Annotated in this window: 19 protein-coding genes; 6 read left to right on the top strand and 13 right to left on the bottom strand. The window is 57.2% G+C overall.

Features of this window, described 5'->3' with window-relative positions:
• Positions 1 to 119: 119 nt before the first annotated feature.
• The 4 genes from proY to phoB all read right to left on the bottom strand — a co-directional run bounded on the left by proY (position 120) and on the right by phoB (position 5,356).
• Positions 120 to 1,493 (bottom strand): proline-specific permease ProY, encoded by a 1,374-nt coding sequence (proY, locus tag ROR01S_RS21235; RefSeq protein WP_004858545.1) that lies wholly within the window; start codon positions 1,491 to 1,493, stop codon positions 120 to 122.
• Between the two features lie 122 nt (positions 1,494 to 1,615).
• Entirely contained in the window at positions 1,616 to 2,935 is a 1,320-nt protein-coding gene (gene brnQ, locus ROR01S_RS21230) for a branched-chain amino acid transporter carrier protein BrnQ (protein WP_004858542.1), read from the bottom strand.
• A 414-nt stretch (positions 2,936 to 3,349) separates the two neighbouring features.
• A complete protein-coding gene (gene phoR / locus ROR01S_RS21225; protein WP_004858536.1) occupies positions 3,350 to 4,645 on the bottom strand; it encodes a phosphate regulon sensor histidine kinase PhoR in 1,296 nt (431 codons plus the stop codon).
• A gap of 21 nt (positions 4,646 to 4,666) precedes the next feature.
• Positions 4,667 to 5,356, bottom strand: coding sequence for a phosphate response regulator transcription factor PhoB (gene phoB, locus ROR01S_RS21220; protein WP_004204861.1), 690 nt, complete (start codon positions 5,354 to 5,356; stop codon positions 4,667 to 4,669).
• A gap of 209 nt (positions 5,357 to 5,565) precedes the next feature.
• Between phoB and sbcD the strand changes: the two genes are divergently transcribed.
• The 3 genes from sbcD (at position 5,566) to ROR01S_RS21205 (ending at position 10,611) form a co-directional block, all read left to right on the top strand.
• Positions 5,566 to 6,768, top strand: a complete 1,203-nt coding sequence (gene sbcD / locus ROR01S_RS21215; RefSeq protein WP_032716742.1) for an exonuclease subunit SbcD — start codon at positions 5,566 to 5,568, stop codon at positions 6,766 to 6,768.
• Positions 6,765 to 9,923, top strand: a complete 3,159-nt coding sequence (gene sbcC, locus ROR01S_RS21210; RefSeq protein WP_064359854.1) for an exonuclease subunit SbcC — start codon at positions 6,765 to 6,767, stop codon at positions 9,921 to 9,923. The genes sbcD and sbcC overlap by 4 nt, the downstream gene beginning before the upstream one ends.
• Before the next feature lie 325 nt (positions 9,924 to 10,248).
• The gene (locus ROR01S_RS21205; RefSeq protein ID WP_004858526.1) at positions 10,249 to 10,611 is read left to right on the top strand and encodes a hypothetical protein; all 363 of its coding nucleotides are present in this window, start codon (positions 10,249 to 10,251) and stop codon (positions 10,609 to 10,611) included.
• A gap of 48 nt (positions 10,612 to 10,659) precedes the next feature.
• On the opposite strand, the gene mak is transcribed toward ROR01S_RS21205, so the two are convergent.
• Positions 10,660 to 11,565 carry a fructokinase gene (gene mak, locus ROR01S_RS21200; protein WP_015585050.1) on the bottom strand — a complete coding sequence of 302 codons (906 nt, stop codon included), beginning with the start codon at positions 11,563 to 11,565 and terminating at the stop codon, positions 10,660 to 10,662.
• A 91-nt stretch (positions 11,566 to 11,656) separates the two neighbouring features.
• Here mak and rdgC point away from each other — a divergent pair, with 91 nt between their 5' ends.
• Positions 11,657 to 12,568, top strand: coding sequence for a recombination-associated protein RdgC (gene rdgC, locus ROR01S_RS21195; protein ID WP_004858522.1), 912 nt, complete (start codon positions 11,657 to 11,659; stop codon positions 12,566 to 12,568).
• A 65-nt stretch (positions 12,569 to 12,633) separates the two neighbouring features.
• Here rdgC and ppnP read toward each other — a convergent pair whose 3' ends face one another.
• The 4 genes from ppnP to aroL all read right to left on the bottom strand — a co-directional run bounded on the left by ppnP (position 12,634) and on the right by aroL (position 14,785).
• A complete protein-coding gene (gene ppnP / locus ROR01S_RS21190) occupies positions 12,634 to 12,918 on the bottom strand; it encodes a pyrimidine/purine nucleoside phosphorylase (protein ID WP_002890284.1) in 285 nt (94 codons plus the stop codon).
• Between the two features lie 87 nt (positions 12,919 to 13,005).
• Positions 13,006 to 13,683 (bottom strand): AroM family protein, encoded by a 678-nt coding sequence (locus ROR01S_RS21185; RefSeq protein WP_004858517.1) that lies wholly within the window; start codon positions 13,681 to 13,683, stop codon positions 13,006 to 13,008.
• A gap of 251 nt (positions 13,684 to 13,934) precedes the next feature.
• Positions 13,935 to 14,126 (bottom strand): YaiA family protein, encoded by a 192-nt coding sequence (locus tag ROR01S_RS21180; protein ID WP_004858514.1) that lies wholly within the window; start codon positions 14,124 to 14,126, stop codon positions 13,935 to 13,937.
• A gap of 101 nt (positions 14,127 to 14,227) precedes the next feature.
• On the bottom strand, positions 14,228 to 14,785 hold the full coding sequence (aroL, locus tag ROR01S_RS21175; protein WP_004858511.1) for a shikimate kinase AroL: 558 nt from the start codon (positions 14,783 to 14,785) through the stop codon (positions 14,228 to 14,230).
• Between the two features lie 334 nt (positions 14,786 to 15,119).
• Between aroL and ROR01S_RS21170 the strand changes: the two genes are divergently transcribed.
• Positions 15,120 to 15,821: a DUF2076 domain-containing protein gene (locus ROR01S_RS21170; RefSeq protein ID WP_004858508.1), complete on the top strand. Its 702-nt coding sequence runs from the start codon at positions 15,120 to 15,122 to the stop codon at positions 15,819 to 15,821.
• Here ROR01S_RS21170 and ROR01S_RS21165 read toward each other — a convergent pair.
• Positions 15,818 to 16,276, bottom strand: coding sequence for a YaiI/YqxD family protein (locus ROR01S_RS21165; RefSeq protein WP_004858502.1), 459 nt, complete (start codon positions 16,274 to 16,276; stop codon positions 15,818 to 15,820). The two genes, ROR01S_RS21170 and ROR01S_RS21165, sit on opposite strands and share 4 nt — an antisense overlap.
• 116 nt (positions 16,277 to 16,392) lie before the next feature.
• On the opposite strand from ROR01S_RS21165, the gene proC reads away from it, so the two are divergent.
• Complete coding sequence (gene proC, locus ROR01S_RS21160) at positions 16,393 to 17,202, top strand: pyrroline-5-carboxylate reductase (RefSeq protein ID WP_004858499.1); 810 nt, start codon at positions 16,393 to 16,395, stop codon at positions 17,200 to 17,202.
• A 75-nt stretch (positions 17,203 to 17,277) separates the two neighbouring features.
• On the opposite strand, the gene psiF is transcribed toward proC, so the two are convergent.
• The 3 genes from psiF to iraP all read right to left on the bottom strand — a co-directional run bounded on the left by psiF (position 17,278) and on the right by iraP (position 19,468).
• On the bottom strand, positions 17,278 to 17,598 hold the full coding sequence (psiF, locus tag ROR01S_RS21155) for a phosphate starvation-inducible protein PsiF (RefSeq protein ID WP_004858496.1): 321 nt from the start codon (positions 17,596 to 17,598) through the stop codon (positions 17,278 to 17,280).
• Positions 17,599 to 17,689: 91 nt separating this feature from the next.
• Positions 17,690 to 19,120, bottom strand: a complete 1,431-nt coding sequence (gene phoA, locus ROR01S_RS21150) for an alkaline phosphatase (protein ID WP_032717165.1) — start codon at positions 19,118 to 19,120, stop codon at positions 17,690 to 17,692.
• 87 nt (positions 19,121 to 19,207) lie between these two features.
• Positions 19,208 to 19,468 carry an anti-adapter protein IraP gene (gene iraP / locus ROR01S_RS21145; RefSeq protein WP_004858488.1) on the bottom strand — a complete coding sequence of 87 codons (261 nt, stop codon included), beginning with the start codon at positions 19,466 to 19,468 and terminating at the stop codon, positions 19,208 to 19,210.
• Between the last annotated feature and the right edge of the window lie 43 nt (positions 19,469 to 19,511).

Genomic DNA, 19,511 nt, shown 5'->3' with positions numbered 1-19,511 from the left:
TAGAATGGGCACACCTTGCCACAGCCCACCGGCGTATGACTCATCATCACAGGAATTATTGGGGGAGGATAATGGGGGTGGAGAACGCGCCTGCCAAATCCGGCAGGCGCGGGGAAGCGTTACTGTGCCTGCGCCAGCTGGCGGTCGCGGCGAGTTTTCAACTTCCAGCCAGCCAATAGCAGCACAATCCAGGCGAAACCGACGTACAGCGAGATACGGGTATCCGGATGGTAGCCAATCAGCGCAATAATAAAGACGAGGAATACCAGACCCACGGCCGTCGTGGCGACGCCACCCGGCACCTTAAACTTCAGCGCTTTCGCCTCTTCCGGCGACAGGCGACGGCGGAAGGCAATCTGCGACAGCAGGATCATGATCCACACCCAGACGGTGGCGAAAGTGGCCAGTGACGCAATCACCAGGAAGACGTTTTCCGGCATGATGTAGTTAAGATAGACCGCAAACAGCAGCGCAACGGTCATCACCATCACCGTCACCCACGGGATCCCGCGACGCGAGGTTTTGGCGAAAATCTTCGGCGCGCTGCCCTGCTCGGCCATGCCGTGCAGCATACGTCCGACGCCGAAGACGTCGCTGTTAATCGCCGACAGCGAGGCGGTCAGCACCACAAAGTTAAGGATACTGGCGGCAAACGCAATGCCCATATGCTGGAAGGTCAGCACGAACGGGCTGCCGTCAGTGCCCACCTGATTCCACGGATAAATGGACATAATCACGAACAGCGTGCCCACATAGAACACCAGAATGCGCATTGGGACCGAGTTAATCGCGCGCGGAATCGATTTCTCCGGGTCTTTCGCTTCACCGGCGGTGATACCGATGATCTCTATCCCGCCGTAGGCGAACATCACCATCTGCAGCGACATCACCATTCCCAGCCAGCCGTTGCTGAAGAAGCCGCCGTGACTCCACAGATTATGGATGCCGGTGGGCTGTCCGCCGTTGCCGATACCCCAGATAATGATGCCGAAACCGGCAATAATCATGATGATGATGGTGGCAACTTTAAAGAACGAGAACCAAAACTCCAGCTCGCCGAAGACCTTAACGCTCATCAGATTGACGGCGCAGATAATCAGCACCACGCTGAGCACCCAGATCCAGTGCGGTACCGTCGGAAACCAGACGCCCATATAAATTCCGAAAGCCGTCACGTCGGCAATCGCGACAATCAGAATTTCAAAGCAGTAGGTCCAGCCGGTGATATAGCCCGCCAGCGGGCCGAGATAATCCTGCGCATAGCGGGAAAATGAGCTGGCGGCAGGGTTATGTACCGACATTTCGCCCAGCGCACGCATAATAATATACGCGGCCGCGCCGCCGATAATATAGGCCAGCAGGACGCTCGGGCCCGCCATTTTAATGGCGTCAGCTGAACCATAGAACAGGCCGGTACCAATTGCGGATCCCAGCGCCATAAAGCGGATATGCCGGGTACTTAGCCCGCGCTTAAGTTTGTTACTACTTTCCATCGTATTCCATGCCGTTTTTCTCTTCAGGCCTTCGCCGGAGCAGGCGCAAAAGAGGATTACCTGAAAAACAAAAAACCACGGGACCCAAAGTCCCGTGGCTTAACACTGATTAAAACCGTCGGTTAATGCGCGCTGGAGGTCACCTGACGTCCTGCCGCACGGTCCCAGATCACCGCCAGAACCACCATCACGGCGGTAGGCATCAGCCAGGCAAGACCCTGTTCAGCCAGCGGCAGACGCGAGGTCCAGGCCGGTAACATGTCCGCGAATGCCGACGATTTAATGCCGTCAATGATACCAAACATCAGGCTGATAAACATGGCCGGCGCAATGACGCGGGACGAATTATGCCACCAGTTGCGGGTAAAGCTTAAGACCACCAGGGCGATACATGGCGGATAGATAGCCGTCAGTACCGGAATCGAAATCTGAATCAGATGGCTCAGCCCCAGGTTGGAGACCGCCATCGAGAAAATACCGAGGATAAACACCAGCGAGCGATAGGATAACGGCAGATACTGCGCGAAGAATTCAGCGCAGGCGCAGGTCAGGCCCACCGCAGTGACCAGACAAGCGATGAAAATCAGCGCCGCCAGCATAAAGCTCCCCGCGCCACCGAAGGTGTGCTGGACATAGGCATGCAGAATCGCCGCGCCGTTAGCGGATTGATCCACCAGTGTCGCGCTATCAGACCCGAGGCGGAACAGCGCCAGATACAGCAGCGTCAGCCCCACGCCGGCCATCAGTCCGGCCCAGACGGTGTAGCGAGTCAGCAGGCGCGCTTCACTTACGCCGCGGGAGCGTGCGGCGTTAACAATGACGATACCGAATACCATGGCACCCAGCGTATCCATGGTCAGATAGCCGTTGACGAAGCCGTTAGAGAACGGCGCGGTGCGGTAAGCTTCCAGCGCATTGCTGATCGGGCCAGCCGGCCAGATAACTGCCGCAACGGACAAAATGATCAGCGCAATAATTTTCAACGGGGCGAGGAAATTGCCTACCGTATCCAGCAGTTTACCCGGATAGAGCGAAACCAGGATCACCAGCGCGAAATAGATCACGCTGTAAATCATCAGCGGCATCGCGCCGTCGCCGGTCAGCGGGGCAATCCCGACTTCAAAAGAGACCGTTGCGGTACGCGGCGTCGCAAACAGCGGGCCAACGGCCAGGTAGCAGACCACGGCCAGCAGGATGCCGGCCACTTTGCCGATCGGCGTACTCAGGCTTTCCACGCCGCCGCCGACTTTCGCCAGCGCCACGACCGTCAGCACCGGTAAACCCACGGCGGTAATCAGAAAGCCAATAGCGGCGGTCCAGACGTGTTCACCAGCCTGTAAACCCACCATCGGAGGGAAGATAATGTTGCCTGCGCCAACGAACAACGCGAAGGTCATAAAGCCCAACGCGATAATGTCGCGAGATTTTAACTGATGGGTCATAAATTCATTACTGCCTGTGGATGTGGTGTTGTTAACAAACGGAAAATACCGTGTCTTCCCCTGAGGGAGGATACAGCGGTGGTTGCCGGAAAAATCAGCGGGATATGCTCCCGAACACGCGTGGGAAAGAATTGTTTTTTGAATTACCACGCAAAAACAGTCTGTCTGCGACTGCATGGGGGGCAATTTAAACGCTTATAACGTTTTAATGCAAGGCGGGATCGCAAAAGCAGATGATTATGCTAAGTCTATTTTTATGAGCGGGATTATTGACCATATCTAAGGAAAACCTCCGGCTAATCATGCGAACAAAAAAGCAGCAGGCGTTCATTAATTACGCGGCTAAAAAGTGACTGCAAACGAAAATGACCAGCCGAAGCTGGTCATTGGCAAGTCATGTTGACAAGGGTGCGTTCAGGCGCTTTTTTTGGCAATTAAACGTTCCGGGAGTAAGAAACTAAAACGCGTCCCTTGGCCTACCGTACTCTCAATTTCCAGACGACTGTCGTGATGATTCACCGCATGTTTGACGATCGCCAGCCCAAGACCGCTGCCGCCGGTTTGCCGCGAACGCGCCTTATCCACGCGATAGAATCGCTCGGTCAGACGCGGAATGTGCTCGGGCGCAATCCCCGGACCGTTATCCTCGACGCTGAACAACGCGCCATGCGGCGCCCGTTGCCAGCTGACGGTAATCTCTGTCCCCGCTGGCGTATGGTTGATTGCGTTATACACCAGATTGGAGATCGCGCTGCGCAGCTGCTCTTCGTTGCCCAGTACCACCAGCGTCTCATCGACGTGGAAGTGGAGCGTCTGCTTCTGCTGGCTGAGCGTCTGGGCTTCCCGCTCCACCACCCGCAGCATCATCGGCACGTCGATTTTGTCATTCATGGCCAGCGTCGGCGCCGCTTCAATCCGCGACAGCGTCAGCAGCTGCTTGACTAACCCCTCCATGCGCTGGGTTTGCTCGCGCATCGTATGCAGCGCTTTTTCGCGCGTCATCCCTTCCAGCACCTGCTCCTGCATCATCTCCAGATAGCCCTGCAGTACCGTTAACGGCGTGCGAAGCTCATGGCTGACGTTGGCAAAAAAGTTGCGCCGCGCGCCTTCCAGCTGGTGCATCTGCGTGACATCGCGCGCCACCATCAGCCACTGTTTGTCGCTGTAGGGCATGACGCGGATCTCCAGATGACGAGCAGTATTGAGGACCAGATTGAGCGGCTTTGAGAAATCCCTGTTTTTGAGGTAATGAGCAAATTCAGGGTAGCGCAGGAGGTTGAGAATATTTTGTCCGCTGTCGTCCGGCCAACGCAAATTGAGGATCTGCTGGGCCAGGCCATTACACCAGAAGATGGCCCCCTCCTCCGTCGTCAGCACCACCGCATCGGGCAAAGACTCAGCCCCGCTACGAAAGCGTTTGATCAGACTACCCAGTTCGCGTCGGCGCTTTTTATTGCGCATCTGCATCTGGTGAAGGCCGTAGAGCAGCGGTTCCCAGCTGCCTCTTCCCGGCGGTGGCGTCATGCTACGGTCGACCCATAGCCACCATGAAAGACGTAATAAATTCCAGAAATGCCAGATGAGAAGTCCGGTTACTGCCGCCAGTAAAAACCACGGCAGATAACCCACCACCGCCCCAAGAATCAGGGCCGGGATACAACATAAGAAAAGCTCAAGCGCCAGCCTTTTCCATGACAGCCGTTCCAGCACGGTTCACACTCCTGTCGAGATTCAGAAACGGGCGGAGAAACGATATCCCGTGCCGCGGACCGTTTGTACCATCCGGTCATGGCCGCTATGTTCCAGCGCTTTACGCAGACGGCGAATATGCACATCCACCGTTCTGTCTTCTACATACACATTGGTCCCCCAGACGTGATTCAGCAGCTGTTCGCGGCTGTAGACGCGTTCCGGGTGAGTCATAAAGAAGTGTAGCAATTTAAACTCCGTCGGCCCCATGTCCAGCGGACTTTCACCGGTCATCACGCGGTGGGAGGAAGGGTCAAGGCTAAGCCCTTGCATTTCAATCACTTCTTCCACCGCCATCGGCGAAATACGGCGCATCACCGCTTTGATTCGCGCCACCAGCTCTTTCGGTGAAAAAGGCTTAGTGATGTAATCATCGGCACCGGTTTCCAGACCACGTACGCGATCCTCTTCTTCACCGCGAGCGGTGAGCATGACGACCGGAATATCGCGGGTCATCGCCTCACGCTTGAGCAGCTTGATAAACTGGAGACCCGATCCGCCCGGCAGCATCCAGTCGAGGAGAATCAAATCAGGCCAGGGTTCATTGAGTTGATTCACCGCACTGTCATAATCTTCCGCCTCGACGGGCTGAAAGCCGTTTTGCTCAAGAACAAAGCAGACCATTTCGCGGATCGGAGCTTCATCTTCAACGACCAGAATTCTTCTCGCCATTATTTACCCTGTATTTTTTAGCCATCAGTATAGAGTGCGGCGCCATTATGCGTCAGTTTTGTGACAGATTTATGAAGAAAATGACCGTCATATGATAGCGGATTTTTAATAATGACAAGGAGTAACAATCGATCCTGCTGGCGTTAAAGGGGCAACCTGCGGGATGACAGGTATATAATGCGCCTATGCTTTTTCGCCAGGGAATACTTATGCGCATCATCCACACCTCTGACTGGCACCTTGGCCAGAATTTTTACAGCAAGAGCCGCGCCGCCGAACACTCGGCCTTTCTCGACTGGCTGCTGACCAGCGCGCAGGCGCACGAGGTCGATGCCATTATTGTCGCCGGCGACATCTTTGATACCGGCTCACCGCCAAGCTACGCCCGCGAGCTGTATAACCGATTCGTGGTTCAGCTTCAGCAAACCGGCTGCCAGCTGGTGGTGCTGGCGGGCAACCACGATTCGGTGGCGACGCTGAATGAATCCCGCGATATTCTGGCCTTTCTGAAAACCACGGTGGTGGCCAGCGCCGGCCATGCTCCCTTTATTCTGCCGCAGCGCGACGGCACGCCCGGCGCCATATTTTGCCCGGTCCCCTTCCTGCGCCCGCGCGAGCTGGTCACCAGCCAGGCCGGACACTCCGGCGGCGAAAAACAGCAGCTGCTGTTGAACGCTATCAGCGACTATTATCAGCAGCAGTACGAAGCCGCCTGCGCCCTGCGCGGCGATCGTCCGCTGCCGATCGTCGCCAGCGGCCACCTGACCACCGTTGGCGCCAGCAAGAGCGATGCGGTGCGCGATATCTACATCGGCACGCTGGAGGCGTTCCCCGCCAGCCATTTTCCCCCCGTTGATTATGTTGCCCTCGGCCATATTCACCGGGCGCAGAAGATCGGCGGCAGCGACCATATTCGCTACAGCGGCTCGCCCATCGCCCTCAGCTTTGATGAGACGGGCAAAAGCAAAAGCGTCAATCTGGTGACCTTCAGCGACGGGCACCTGGCGGAGGTGCTTCCTCTGACGGTGCCGGTGACGCAGCCGCTGGCAGTGCTGAAAGGCGATTTCTCCAGCATCAGCGAACAGCTTACCCAGTGGCGGGACGCCCCTCAGGAGCCGGTCGTCTGGCTGGATATTGAAATTACCAGTGACGAATATCTCCATGATATTCAGCGAAAAATTCAGGCCCAGACCGAAGATCTGCCGGTGGAAGTGCTGCTGGTTCGCCGCAGCCGCGCCCAACGTGAACGCATCCTGGCGGGAGAGCGGCGGGAGACGCTGAGCGAACTGCAGGTCGAAGAGGTGTTTGAACGCCGGCTGGCGCAGGAAACGCTGGAAGAGGCGCAGCGGCTACGCCTGACGCAGCTGTTCAACGAAACGCTGCATAGTCTGAATGGTGAGGAGCACCTGTGAAAATTCTGAGTTTGCGCCTGAAAAATATCAACTCGTTAAAAGGCGAATGGAAAATCGACTTCACCGCAGAACCGTTCGCCAGCAACGGGCTGTTTGCCATCACCGGCCCCACCGGCGCCGGGAAAACCACTCTGCTGGACGCGATCTGCCTCGCGCTCTATCACGAAACGCCCCGTCTGAGCAGCGTGTCGCAATCGCAAAACGATCTGATGACCCGCGATACCGCCGAGTGTCTGGCGGAAGTGGAATTCGAGGTCAAAGGGACGGCCTATCGCGCCTTCTGGAGCCAGAACCGCGCCCGCAATCAGCCGGAGGGCAACCTGCAGGCCCCGCGCGTTGAGCTGGCCCGCTGCGACGATGGGCAGATCCTTGCCGATAAAGTCAAAGATAAGCTCGAACTGACCGCTTCGCTCACCGGACTGGATTACGGTCGCTTTACCCGCTCAATGCTGCTGTCGCAAGGCCAGTTCGCCGCGTTCCTCAACGCCAAACCAAAAGAACGCGCTGAGCTGCTGGAAGAGCTGACCGGCACCGAAATCTATGGCCAAATTTCAGCACAGGTGTTTGAAAAGCATAAGCTTGCCCGCAACGAACTGGAGAAACTTCAGGCCCAGGCCTCCGGCGTTCTGCTGCTGAGTGATGAGCAGCAGCAGGCGCTACAGCAAAGTTTGCAAGCACTTACTGATGAAGAGCGTCTACAGCTTTCGGAGCAATCCCGCCTGCAGGCGGCGCAGCAGTGGCTGCTGCGCCAGCAGGAGCTCAGCGCGGAAGCCTCGCAGGCTCAGGTCCGGCTGCAGGACGCGCAGCAGGCGCTGGATCAGGCCCAGCCGCAGCTTGCAGCGCTGCTCAACGCGCAGCCAGCAGAGCAGCTTCGTCCGCTGTGGACTCGACAGCAGGAACAAAGCGCCGCGCTGGCGCAAACCCACCGCCAGGTGGAGGAAGTGAATACTCGCTTACAGGACAGGCTGCGGCTGCGCGCCGGGATCCGCCTTGCCGCCAGCCGGCAGATGACCCGCTTGCAGGATGCCCATCACGCCCTCAACCTGTGGCTTAACGAACACGATCGCTATCGCCAGTGGGGAAACTCGCTGGCGGGCTGGCGGGCCGTCTTCCAGCAGCAGGCGAGCGATGCCCGGCAACAGAACGTCGTGCAACAGAGCCTGGCGGAAATCGCCCGCAAGCTGGCAGAGCTGCCGCCTGCGACGCTGACGCTGGATGCCGACCAGGTCACCGCCAGCCTGGCGCAGCACGCCGCCGCCCGCCCGTTACGCCAGCAGCTTTCGACGCTGCATAGCCGCCTGTTGCCGCTTCGCCAGCGTCAGCAGCAGCTGCAAACCACGGAGCAGGCTCGTCGCGAGGAACAGGAAAAGCTGGAAACAACCCTGGCCCAGCGCCGCCTGGCCTACAAAGAAAAACATCAGCAATTCAGCGATGTGAAGGCTATTTGTGAGCTGGAAGCGCGCATTGTCGGGTTGGAGGAAGAGCGCGCTCGCCTGCAGCCCGGAGCCCCTTGTCCGCTCTGTGGTTCCAGCGAACACCCGGTCGTCGCACAATACCGGGCGCTGGAGCCCGGCGTGAATCAGGCCCGCCGGGATAGTCTGGAGCGTGAAGTCAAACAGCTGGCGGAAGAAGGCGCCCAGCTGCGCGGCCAGCTTGAGGCACTGCTTAAACAACAGGTTAAAGAGAAAGAAGAGCTGGACTCTCTCCTTCAGCAGGAGCAAGCGCTCACCTCACAATGGCAGACAACCGTCAGCGGACTCCATTGCGACCTGCAGCCGCAGGATGATATTCCCGGCTGGCTGGCGGCCCAGCAAGAGAGCGAACAGCAGCTGTATCAGCACCAGCAGCGACTGGCCTGGCAGGCCCGGCAGCAGGCGGGCGAGCAACAGCTCAGGCAGCTCCAGCAGGAGCAGGAACAACGGCGCGCGCAGCTGGAGACAGAACTCTCGCCCTTCGCGCTCAGCGTTCCGCAGGCCGATCGGACGGCGGAGTGGCTGGCGCAGCGGGAAGCCGAGAGCCGCCTGTGGCAGGAACAACAGAACCAATCCGTCGCGCTTCAGGAGCAGCTTCAACAGCTGACGCCGCTGCTGGAAACACTTCCACCGACAGAGCCGGAGCCCCTTCCGTCAACGGACGAGATAGCCGATCCGGCGCCGCTGACGGGCTGGCGTCAGGTGCATGACGACTGCCTGGCATTGCAAAGCCAGTGGCGGACGCTGAGCCAGCAGGAGAGCCAGCAGCAGGAAGCGCTGCGGGAGACGCAAACCCGCTTCGCTGCCGCCCTCTCCAGCAGCCCGTTTGCCGACCAGCAGGCCTTTCTCGCCGCTCTGCTCGACGAAGAGACGCGCCAGCGGCTGGAGCGGCTTAAACAGGCGCTGGAAAATGCCGTACAGCAAAATAACGCTCTGGCGCTGCGCGCTCGCGACGCGCTCGCCCGACATCAGCAGCAACCGCCGACAGACGTCGACCTCACCCTACCGCTGGAACAGGTCCAGGCCCGTCTGCTCCAGCTGGCGCCGCAGCTGCGGGAAAACAGCGCCCGCCAGGGAGAGATCCGCCAACAGCTGAAACAGAATGCCGGAAACCAGCAACGCCAGCAGGCATTGCATCAGGAGATCGCGCTTGCCGGGCAGCAGCTCGAGGACTGGGCATGGCTTAATGCGCTAATCGGTTCTAAAGAGGGCGATAAGTTCCGCAAATTCGCCCAGGGGCTAACGCTGGATAACCTGGTCTGGCTGGCGAACCATCAGCTCAATCGCCTGCACGGGCGCTACCAGCTCCAGCGCAAGGCCAGCGAAGCACTGGAGCTGGAGGTGGTTGATACCTGGCAGGCGGATGCGGTACGCGATACGCGGACCCTCTCCGGCGGTGAAAGTTTCCTTGTCAGCCTGGCGCTGGCGCTGGCGCTGTCCGATCTGGTGAGTCACAAAACGCGCATCGATTCGCTGTTCCTTGATGAAGGGTTCGGCACGCTCGATAGCGAAACGCTCGATACCGCGCTGGATGCGCTCGACGCCCTGAATGCCAGCGGTAAGGTGATCGGCGTAATAAGCCACGTTGAAGCAATGAAAGAGCGCATTCCGGTGCAGATCAAAGTTAAGAAAATCAACGGTCTTGGCTACAGCCGGCTGGATAAAATGTTTTCCATCGAGTAACCCCCGAGCCTTTCCCCCGCGCAGACCTTTCCTTTCGCGGAAAGGTCGCACTTCTCCGGTGCATTATCCTTGCCGCAATTTCACGAATTATCTTGATCACGCACGAATTAGCATGATAATTTCGTTTTATTTTCTAAAACAAGAATAAACAGGCATCAACATGACGTTTAAGCCACTAAAAGCGGAAAAAATCTATTATCACCGCCATTCGTGCACAAACGTGCAGAAGCAATGTCCCCGACAGATACGCGCCAGGTAAAAACGCCTTTGCGGATATCCATCGGGTTTCCCGTCTTCCCGCTCACATATTAAGAAGGTCTGAGAGATGAAAAGTTGTCTTATCCTGGTTGCGGGTCCCGTCCGCAGCGGCACCAATGATCGCCCGGAACTGATTGCCGCCAACCTGAACGCCATGGCACAGGTTGCGCTGAATATTTATCGTAAAGGGCATATTCCCGTGATTGGCGAGTGGCTCGCTTTACCTCTGGCCAAAGCCGCTGGTTCAAAGGAAACAGGCGATCCGATCAGCGAAGAGTTTTTATATCCCGTCGCCCATCGTTTGATTAGCCGCTGCGACGCGATTTTGCGAATACCGGGGGAGTCCCGGGGCGCCGATCTTGATGTCGAGGAAGGGAAAAAAAGAGGGCTGACGATTTACTCTCACCTGGATGAGATCCCCGCTCTGTGATTAACTCCTCGTTGCCCCAGCTGACCAGGGCAACGGGGTCACGCTGATTTACAGCGGCCACAGCCAGGCCGCGCCGCGCACGCCGCTGGAGTCGCCGTGTACGGCTTTTCGAATCGGCGTCTCGCACTCCCCGCCGAATACCCATGATTTCACCAGTTCAGGAACCGTCTGGTAGAGGCGTTCAACGTTGCTCATCCCACCGCCGAGGACAATCACATCCGGATCGAGGATATTGACCACGTGGGCCAGCGACTTCGCCAGACGCATCTCGTAACGCTTCAGCGCCTGCTCGGCCAGCGGATCCTGCTCGCTAACCCGCTGCATAATCGCGTTGCCCGTGAGCGACTGGCCGCTCAAACGCTGGTAGTCCGTGGCAAAACCGGTCCCGGAGATAAAGGTTTCAATACATCCCTGCTTACCGCAATAGCACGGCACTTCAGCGCGATAGCGCAGTTCATCATCATCCATCCACGGTAGCGGGTTGTGACCCCACTCCCCGGCGGTGCCGTTACCGCCAATATGGGAACGGCCCTGTATCGCCACGCCGGCCCCGCATCCGGTACCGATGATCACCGCAAACACGGTCTGCGCCCCGGCGGCGGCGCCGTCTACCGCTTCGGAAACCGCCAGACAGTTGGCATCATTCGCCAGGCGTACTTCGCGGTTTAAGCGCTGGCTCAGATCGTTATCAAACGGCTGACCGTTGAGCCAGGTGGAGTTGGCATTCTTCACTACCCCGGTATAGGGCGAAATCGACCCCGGGATCCCGACGCCAACGCTGCCGCGCTGCCCGGTCGCGTCCTCCGCCATCCCGACCAGCGTCGCGATATTCTCTATTGTTTGCCGATAATCCTCGCGTGGAGTCGGCAAACGGTGGCGGAATAACTGCTCTCCCTGGTCACTCAGAGCAATGACTTCTGTTTTTGTGCCGCCCAGATCAATACCAATACGCACTGTAAGCTCCTCTCCCCGATTAACAATGCAAGCATAGCGACAATTCGCTATCATGCCCGCTGGATTTAACGACAACGCCGTGGAAATTATCATGCTGTGGTTCAAAAATTTAATGGTTTACCGTCTCAGCCGCGAGATTTCATTGCGTGCCGAGGAGATGGAAAAACAGCTGGCCGGGCTGACATTTACCCCTTGTGGTAGCCAGGATATGGCGAAGACCGGTTGGGTATCGCCGATGGGTTCGCACAGCGATGCGCTGACGCATACCGCAAATGGTCAGATCGTGATCTGCGCACGTAAAGAAGAGAAGATCCTGCCGTCACCGGTGATCAAACAGGCGCTGGAAGCAAAGATCCTCAAGCTGGAAGCCGATCAGGGCCGTAAGCTGAAAAAAACCGAGAAAGATTCGCTGAAAGACGAAGTGCTGCACTCGCTGCTGCCGCGCGCCTTCAGCCGTTTCAGCCAGACAATGATGTGGATCGATACCGTCAACGGGCTGATCATGGTCGACTGCGCCAGCGCCAAGAAAGCGGAAGATACGCTGGCGCTGCTGCGTAAAACCTTAGGTTCTCTGCCGGTCGTTCCGCTGGCGCTGGAAAATCCGATCGAGCTGACCTTGACCGAATGGGTCCGCTCCGGGAGCGTCGCTCAGGGTTTCCAGCTGCTGGATGAAGCCGAACTGAAAGCCATGCTGGAAGACGGCGGCGTCATTCGGGCGAAGAAACAGGATCTGGTCAGCGATGAAATCGCCGTGCATATTGAAGCCGGGAAAGTCGTGACCAAACTGGCGCTCGACTGGCAGCAGCGTATTCAGTTCCTGATGTGCGATGATGGTTCAATCAAACGTCTGAAGTTCTGCGACGAACTGCGTGACCAGAATGAAGATATTGACCGGGAAGATTTCGCTCAGCGTTTTGACGCCGACTTTATTCTGATGACCGGCGAACTGGCGGCATTGATTCAGAATCTGGTGGAAGCTCTCGGCGGAGAAGCACAGCGCTAATCAGCGCCGGATGCGCTCGACAAAGCGGGCAACATGCCTTCCTGCCGCGGCAGGAAGGCGAGGAATCACAGATAGCGGCACAGATAAGAGGTTGGCTCAGCCACCTGCAGATGAAACTCGCTGTTGCCTGGTACATTGAACACTTCACCGGCGGCATACACTTTCCACTCGGTTTCCCCCGGCAGCAGCACATTCAGCGCACCGCTCACCACCGTCATCTCTTCCGGCTGCGCGGTACCAAAGGTATATTCCCCTTCTGCCATCACCCCGACGCTCGCGCGGCCGGTGCTGCTGCTGGTGAAGCCAATCGATTTCACTTTTCCGTCGAAGTATTCATTGCTTTGAAGCATAAACAAGCCCTTATGATCTTTTGTTGAAGCCTCAATATAGGGGGCGCTCCTTGCCCCTGTCACGTAAAATTAATCTATCGGACCATGTTAAACTAATAGTTCTGCAGCCAGCCGGGAAACCAGCACATTTGACAGCAGAACCGGCACATCCAGCGCTTTTTGCAATACGTCGCGATGATGCTGGTGGTAACCCAGGCAGTCCAGCACCAGCACGTCGGCGCCCTGCTCCAGCAGCGCCCGTCCGGCGCTCAATAAATCACTATCGCTGCCGCTGATCGGGTTGGCCAACGCGTAGTAAGGCGCGTTTTCTAACGAAAGCCACTTTTGCTGCTGCATGGGCAGCACCTCCTCAACGGGAACGATAACCCCGACCTGATGCCCGTCAACAATCGATGCCACCAGCGGCGGAATAATCCGCTGCGGCTCCAGTAAAATAGCATTGCGCGCCGTGAGGCCACTGAGCATTTCGGAACTCAAAAACAGAATGACATCATATTCTTGCCTGTCGAGCATCGCGATAATATGCTTCAAATCACGCTCGACCTTCTGGCGCGAAACCTCGGCCGGCTGGTTATCATTCAATAACGTCAGCAGGCGTTCATCGCCGGAATCAAGGGCATAATCTTCCATAACATCTTCACGCGTCATTTTGCCTAACAGGCTAATATGAGTGATCTGCTCTTCCCTGATATGTTCGGTTAAAAGCGGCAAAACTTCAGCCACCGGTACCACGCCAACGGTTAAAATAGCCATCGTTGTACTCATATCACGTACCTTTTCACTACCACTGCTTCAGCACAGGCTTACTGCACACCACTTCGCCCCCCCGTTGACTAAAAATCAACCGTCCAGAAGCGTAGCAGCTTACCGCCGCCGTTGAATGTAAAGATTGATGTGGCCTCAGGCGCATGCCTGAAAAATCCGTACCTTAGGGAATCATCAGCAGCGCTGATGAATTAAAAATGTGATGGAGGCCCGGAATTGCTCTGAGCAAAGAGAATGCCGGGCGGGCGAGATTATGATTTATCCGGGTCTTCGTAGCGCTGTTTCGCGTCCAGCGCTTCCTGTTCCGTGGGGTGTTCGCTGATCAGTGAATCGGGAGTCGGGAAATCGGCACGCAGCTGATACCAGGTCTCCCCCTGGCCTGCGGGACCTTTCGCAACGGCAACAATACGCGCTTCTCTCGGATATGGAGGTTGGGTTGGCATAGCTCTTCCTTCTTCGGCCATCAGAGCTATTAAGTATAGGGGCCCCTGCGTCGTTTACCGTCAGTAAAGTCTTAACTCACAGCGCGGCCGGCGGCGTCCCGTTACTCTCTTGCGGCCTCGACGCATTGAGCCTCTTGCGGCGCGAAGACATTCTGTAAGGTCGCCAGAATGTGTCCGACGACGTCATCCGGCGTCGCGGTGGCATCAATAATATGATGCGCGGTTGCGCGATACAGCGCTTCCCGCTGCGCCAGCACTTCGCCGACTTCATCGCGCACCGGTTTACCGGTCAGCGTCGGGCGCTGCTCGGTTTTCGGATAGGCTTCAAGGCGTTCGATCAGCGCCGAAACCGGCACCTGCAGGTAAATCACCACGCCGTTTTCGCGCATGAACTGGCGGTTAGCTTCAGCCAGAATAATGCCGCCGCCGGTCGCCACCACCGTCTCCGGTCGCGCGGCCGCTTTCAGCGCCTCTGACTCCAGCTCACGAAAACGCGCCCAGCCCTCCTGCTCAACAATAGTCGCGACCGTACGCTGCTCGCGCTCCTGCAGCGCATGATCGGTATCGGTGAACTGGTAATGACGCGCCCGCGCCAGCGCATGGCCGATTGTCGTTTTACCACAGCCGCGTGGCCCGATGAGAAAGATTGGCAATGTCATTACCGAAGACCCCCTGGTTCCGCATATCGCGGGAAAATGAATACGAATAGTCAGCAATGGTACCGGCAAAATCGCCGGCAATAAGCGTAAAACAAACGTTACATTGCTCTAGCAAAACCTGCTCATCACAGGCAACAAAAGGATTTATCGCGTAAACCTATCATTGCATTAAGTGTGATTCCAGATTTACTTATTCAAAAAGATTATTTTTCAGCCGCTGGCTGGCGTAAACGGTAACACATTTATGCATAGCTTTACGCATCAACATATTTACAACATGGCATGTTCGGTCGCACTCTGACGCTAAACGACCAGTATGACAGAGGAAAGTACCATGCAATCTGAAGAACAACGCCTTATTGATGGACTGTTTTCCCGCCTGAAAGAGGCCGGAACGCAGAGCGCTTCGCGCGATGCCAGCGCCGAGGAGCGGATTGCGCAACACATCAAAGAGCAGCCCGCCGCGCCCTATTACATGGCGCAAACGATACTGATCCAGGAAGCCGCCATCAAGCAGCTCAACGATCGTATCCAGGCGCTGGAAAGCCAGGTGACGCAGCTACAGGCGGCAAAACCGAGCAGCGGCGGGTTCCTCTCCGGGCTGTTTGGCGGCGGTCAGAGCCGCGGCTCCGACCCCATTCCCGGGGCAGAACAATATGGTCGCCCTCAGGCCAGCGCACAACCGCAGTATGCGCCGCAAATGCCGCAGCAAAACTATGCGCCGCAGGCGGCGCGCAGCGGCGGCGGCTTTATGGCCGGTGCGCTGCAAACGGCGGCAGGTGTGGCAGGCGGCGTGGTGCTGGGCAATATGTTGACCAATATGTTCAGCGGCTCGCATCCGCAGGAGATCGTCAATATTATTGAAGAAAAACCGCAGCCCGACCTCAACCAGACGCAGGAACTGTCCGGCGCGGAGGATCCGTTCCGTCAGGACGATAATCAGTTCCTCGCGGATAACAACACCTGGAACTCTGACTTCGACGCCGGGATGGGTAACGACGACGATTTCGGCGGCGATGACGACAGCTGGGTTTAACCCTGCGGGCGTTTTGTCTCTGACAGCCACTTCTCCAGCGCGGCGGCGAATTGTTGCCGATCGCGCTGCGACAAACTATCCGGGCCGCCGGTTTGTACGCCGCTGGCCCGCATCGTTTCCATAAAATCACGCATCGTCAGACGTTCGCGAATAGTCGCATCGCTGTAGCGCTCACCGCGCGGATTTAAGGCTGCGCCGCCCTTGGCCAGCACTTCCGCCGCCAGCGGAATATCGGCGGTAATCACCAGGTCGCCCGGTTCACACAGGCGGACGATTTCGTTGTCGGCCACATCAAATCCCTGCGGCACGCGCAGCGTGCGGATCACCCGCGACGGCGGCACCCGCAGCGGCTGGTTGGCAACCAGCGTCAGCGAGGTCTGTGTACGCTCGGCGGCGCGGAATAAAATCTCTTTAATGACGTTCGGACACGCGTCCGCATCAACCCAAATAGCCATTCCGGCTCCTGTCGACGAAAAAGGGAGGCATCATTGTCACCTGCTTTTGTCCCCCGGGGAAGCGCTGGAGTGATAAGCTAGAGAACTCACGACAAAATAAGCAAAGGGGAACGGTGATGGAGAAGAAAATTGGCTTTATCGGCTGCGGCAATATGGGTAAGGCCATTCTGGGCGGTCTGATCGCCAGCGGACAGGTGCAGCCTGGGCAAATTTGGGTCTACACCCCGTCGCCGGACAAAGTGGCGGCCCTGCACGACCAGTACGGCATCAATGCCGCGCAGAGCGCACAGGAAGTCGCTCAGGTCGCCGATATCATCTTCGGCGCGGTCAAGCCGGGGATCATGATTAAAGTGCTCAGTGAAGTCGCCTCCAGCCTGAATAAAGACTCGCTGGTTATCTCAATTGCCGCTGGCGTCACGCTCGATCAGCTGGCACGGGCGCTGGGCCACGATCGCAAGATCATACGCGCGATGCCGAACACCCCATCGCTGGTTAACGCCGGGATGACCTCAGTGACACCTAACGCGCTGGTGACCAGCGAAGAGGTCGCCGAAGCGCTGACGATTTTCCGCTGCTTCGGTCAGGCTGAAATTATCGCTGAGCCGATGATCCACCCGGTGGTGGGCGTGAGCGGTTCCGCGCCGGCCTATGTCTTCATGTTTATTGAAGCGATGGCAGATGCTGCCGTTCTCGGCGGTATGCCGCGCGCTCAGGCCTACAAATTTGCCGCTCAGGCGGTCATGGGCTCGGCCAAAATGGTGCTCGAAAGCGGAGAACATCCGGGGACGCTGAAAGATATGGTCTGCTCGCCAGGCGGGACTACCATCGAAGCTGTGCGGGTACTGGAAGAGAAAGGATTCCGCTCTGCGGTCATCGAGGCCATGGTCAAATGCATGGAAAAATCAGAGAAGCTTAGCCGCTCCTGATCCCCGCCTCGTGTCGATATCGGGTGAGGAGTCTCCTCACCCGTTTTTACCCCATCAGCTTCGACCCGCGCCCGCTTATCCCTGTTTCTTCAGGCAGGCACTCATAAACTTATTACGATCGTCCCCTTTCAGAGACTGCTGGGTCGCCTGACCGTTGCACTCGCGCATTTTTTGCTGCTGAGGCGTCAGCCCCTTACTTTCCGGCGCCGGCGCATCTTTCTTGAGGCACTGACTCATAAATGCTTTACGCTCATCCCCTTTCAGCGATTTCGACGAGGCCTCTTTGTTGCAGGTCGTCATTTTTTGCTGCTGGGGCGTGGGCGTTTTTTCCGCGGCATTCACCGCCGTCACAAAGATAAGACCAAAAAGCAGAGTTACCAACAATGTTATTTTCATCACACCATCCTTTTGTCAGTCAATCTCTGTAAGTCTGGTCGCTGATGGGAAAAAAACCAGCCGATGGCCACAATTCACCATCGGCAGCGGCTTATTTCAGGCCCAGCGCGGCTTTCATGGTGTAGAACAGATCGGTCTGATCGGTTAAGCCCACCACGTTTGCGGCATGCGGACCGTAGGCGGCAATGCGCAGCTGCGTGCCGGTATGTTCCATCGACTCCTCTTCCGAGTTGCCGTAGCTAATGACCATCACCGAGCCGTCTTTGGTCGTCAGCGCCTGAGTCAGGCCCGGAGCTTTGGAATCGGCCGGAATAATCTGGCTGGCGTGCGCATGGTCAGCGGTGACAACGACCAGCGTGTTACCCTCTTTTTTGGCAAACTCCAGCGCTTTTTGTACCGCTTCATCAAGGTCGACGGTTTCGCCAATCTGACCGCACGGGTTCGCCGCATGATCCTGCTTATCAATGGAGGCGCCCTCAACCTGCAGGAAGAATCCTTTCTCGTTGCTGCTCAGAAGATCGATCGCTTTCTCGGTCATCTGCGCCAGCGTCGGAACGGAAGCGTCACGTTTGCCGTTCGGGGTGCAGGTTATCGCCGGCTTATCAATATTTCCGTGGTAAGAGGCTTTCGGCCCTTCCCAGCGCACCGGCATGTTGCCGTCGGCGAAAAGACCCAGCAGCGGTTTGCCCTGGTTGGCTTCGCTGACCGCGGCCAGCGAGCTGGCATCGGTGACAATCTGGTAGCCGCGGGCAATGGCCTGCTCATGCAGCGTTTTGCCCTGCCATTCACCGGCCGTCGCGGTTTCGGCGAAAGTTTTGGCCCCGCCGCCTAAGGTCACGTCCGCACGGGCATTCAGCAACTGCTCGGTAATTGAGCCTTTACCGCCCTTTTCCAGCGCGTTGCCGGGACATTTTTCGCTGGTGACGCTCGGGCCATAGCATTTACGCGAAGTCACGTGTGCGACCAGCGCCGCTGGCGTGGCATCCTGCAGCTCTGCCGTGGAGACATTGCCGGTGGCAAACCCTGCGGCTTTCGCCAGTTCGAGGATGGTCTGATGATCTTTTTCATGGATATCAACCCCCAGCGCGCCGTTATAGCTTTTTACGCCGGTGGTCCAGGCGGTCGCGGACGCGGCGGAATCGGTGACGTAATCCGGTTTGCCGGTTTTCTTATCCAGAGAATAATGTGTGTACTGACCGGTCAGCGGCAGCGCATCAATGCCCTTAAAGAAACCGCCGGCGCCTTCGGCATAATTGCGCGCCGCCGTAATTTCAGAGTCGCCCATCCCGTCGCCAATCAGCAAAATAATATTTTTTGCGGGTTTGTTGATTAACGAAGCCTGCAGCGCGGCAGTTTGATCGCCGCTTAAGCGGCGCGCGCCGCCGGGCGTGGTGATATCGCCCTGAGCGGCACGATTTTCCAGAACCGGGGCAGCAGTGGTTTCTGCATGAATAACCGGGGAGCCCAGCAGAGGTAACAGGGCAATAAAGAGGGCGTTTAATTTCACTTTTGTCGTCTCCATGTAAAAATACTTAAAAAACAAAACGAGGGAGACTTTATAAAAGCGAGATGACAGTAAAATGACAGCATCCATGTCCTGTCAAAAGAACTAACTACGCGGATGCCGTAACAGCTTTTTTATATATTGCTGCAGCAGCTGAGCATCGCGATCGTCCACCAGCGGACCGGGGCTCGCCTGCTCAATAGCGTGCTCAATATCGTTAATTAGTGCCTGCTGCGCATCCTGCGCCATATGGCGAAGCAGCGCCGTCACGACAACTTCCAGCGCCTCAACCTGCACCGTCAGTTCCTTCGCTTCTTCCTCCTTTTGCGCCAGGTTTACCAGTAGTTCAGCAATCAGATTCTTCACAGCACTGTATCCTTATGCGGGTTCCATTATTTGCTAGTTATGT

The organism is Klebsiella ornithinolytica NBRC 105727 = ATCC 31898 (assembly GCF_001598295.1).
Taxonomy (GTDB): Bacteria; Pseudomonadota; Gammaproteobacteria; order Enterobacterales; family Enterobacteriaceae; genus Klebsiella; species Klebsiella ornithinolytica.
This window is presented reverse-complemented; position numbering and strand designations above follow the sequence as displayed.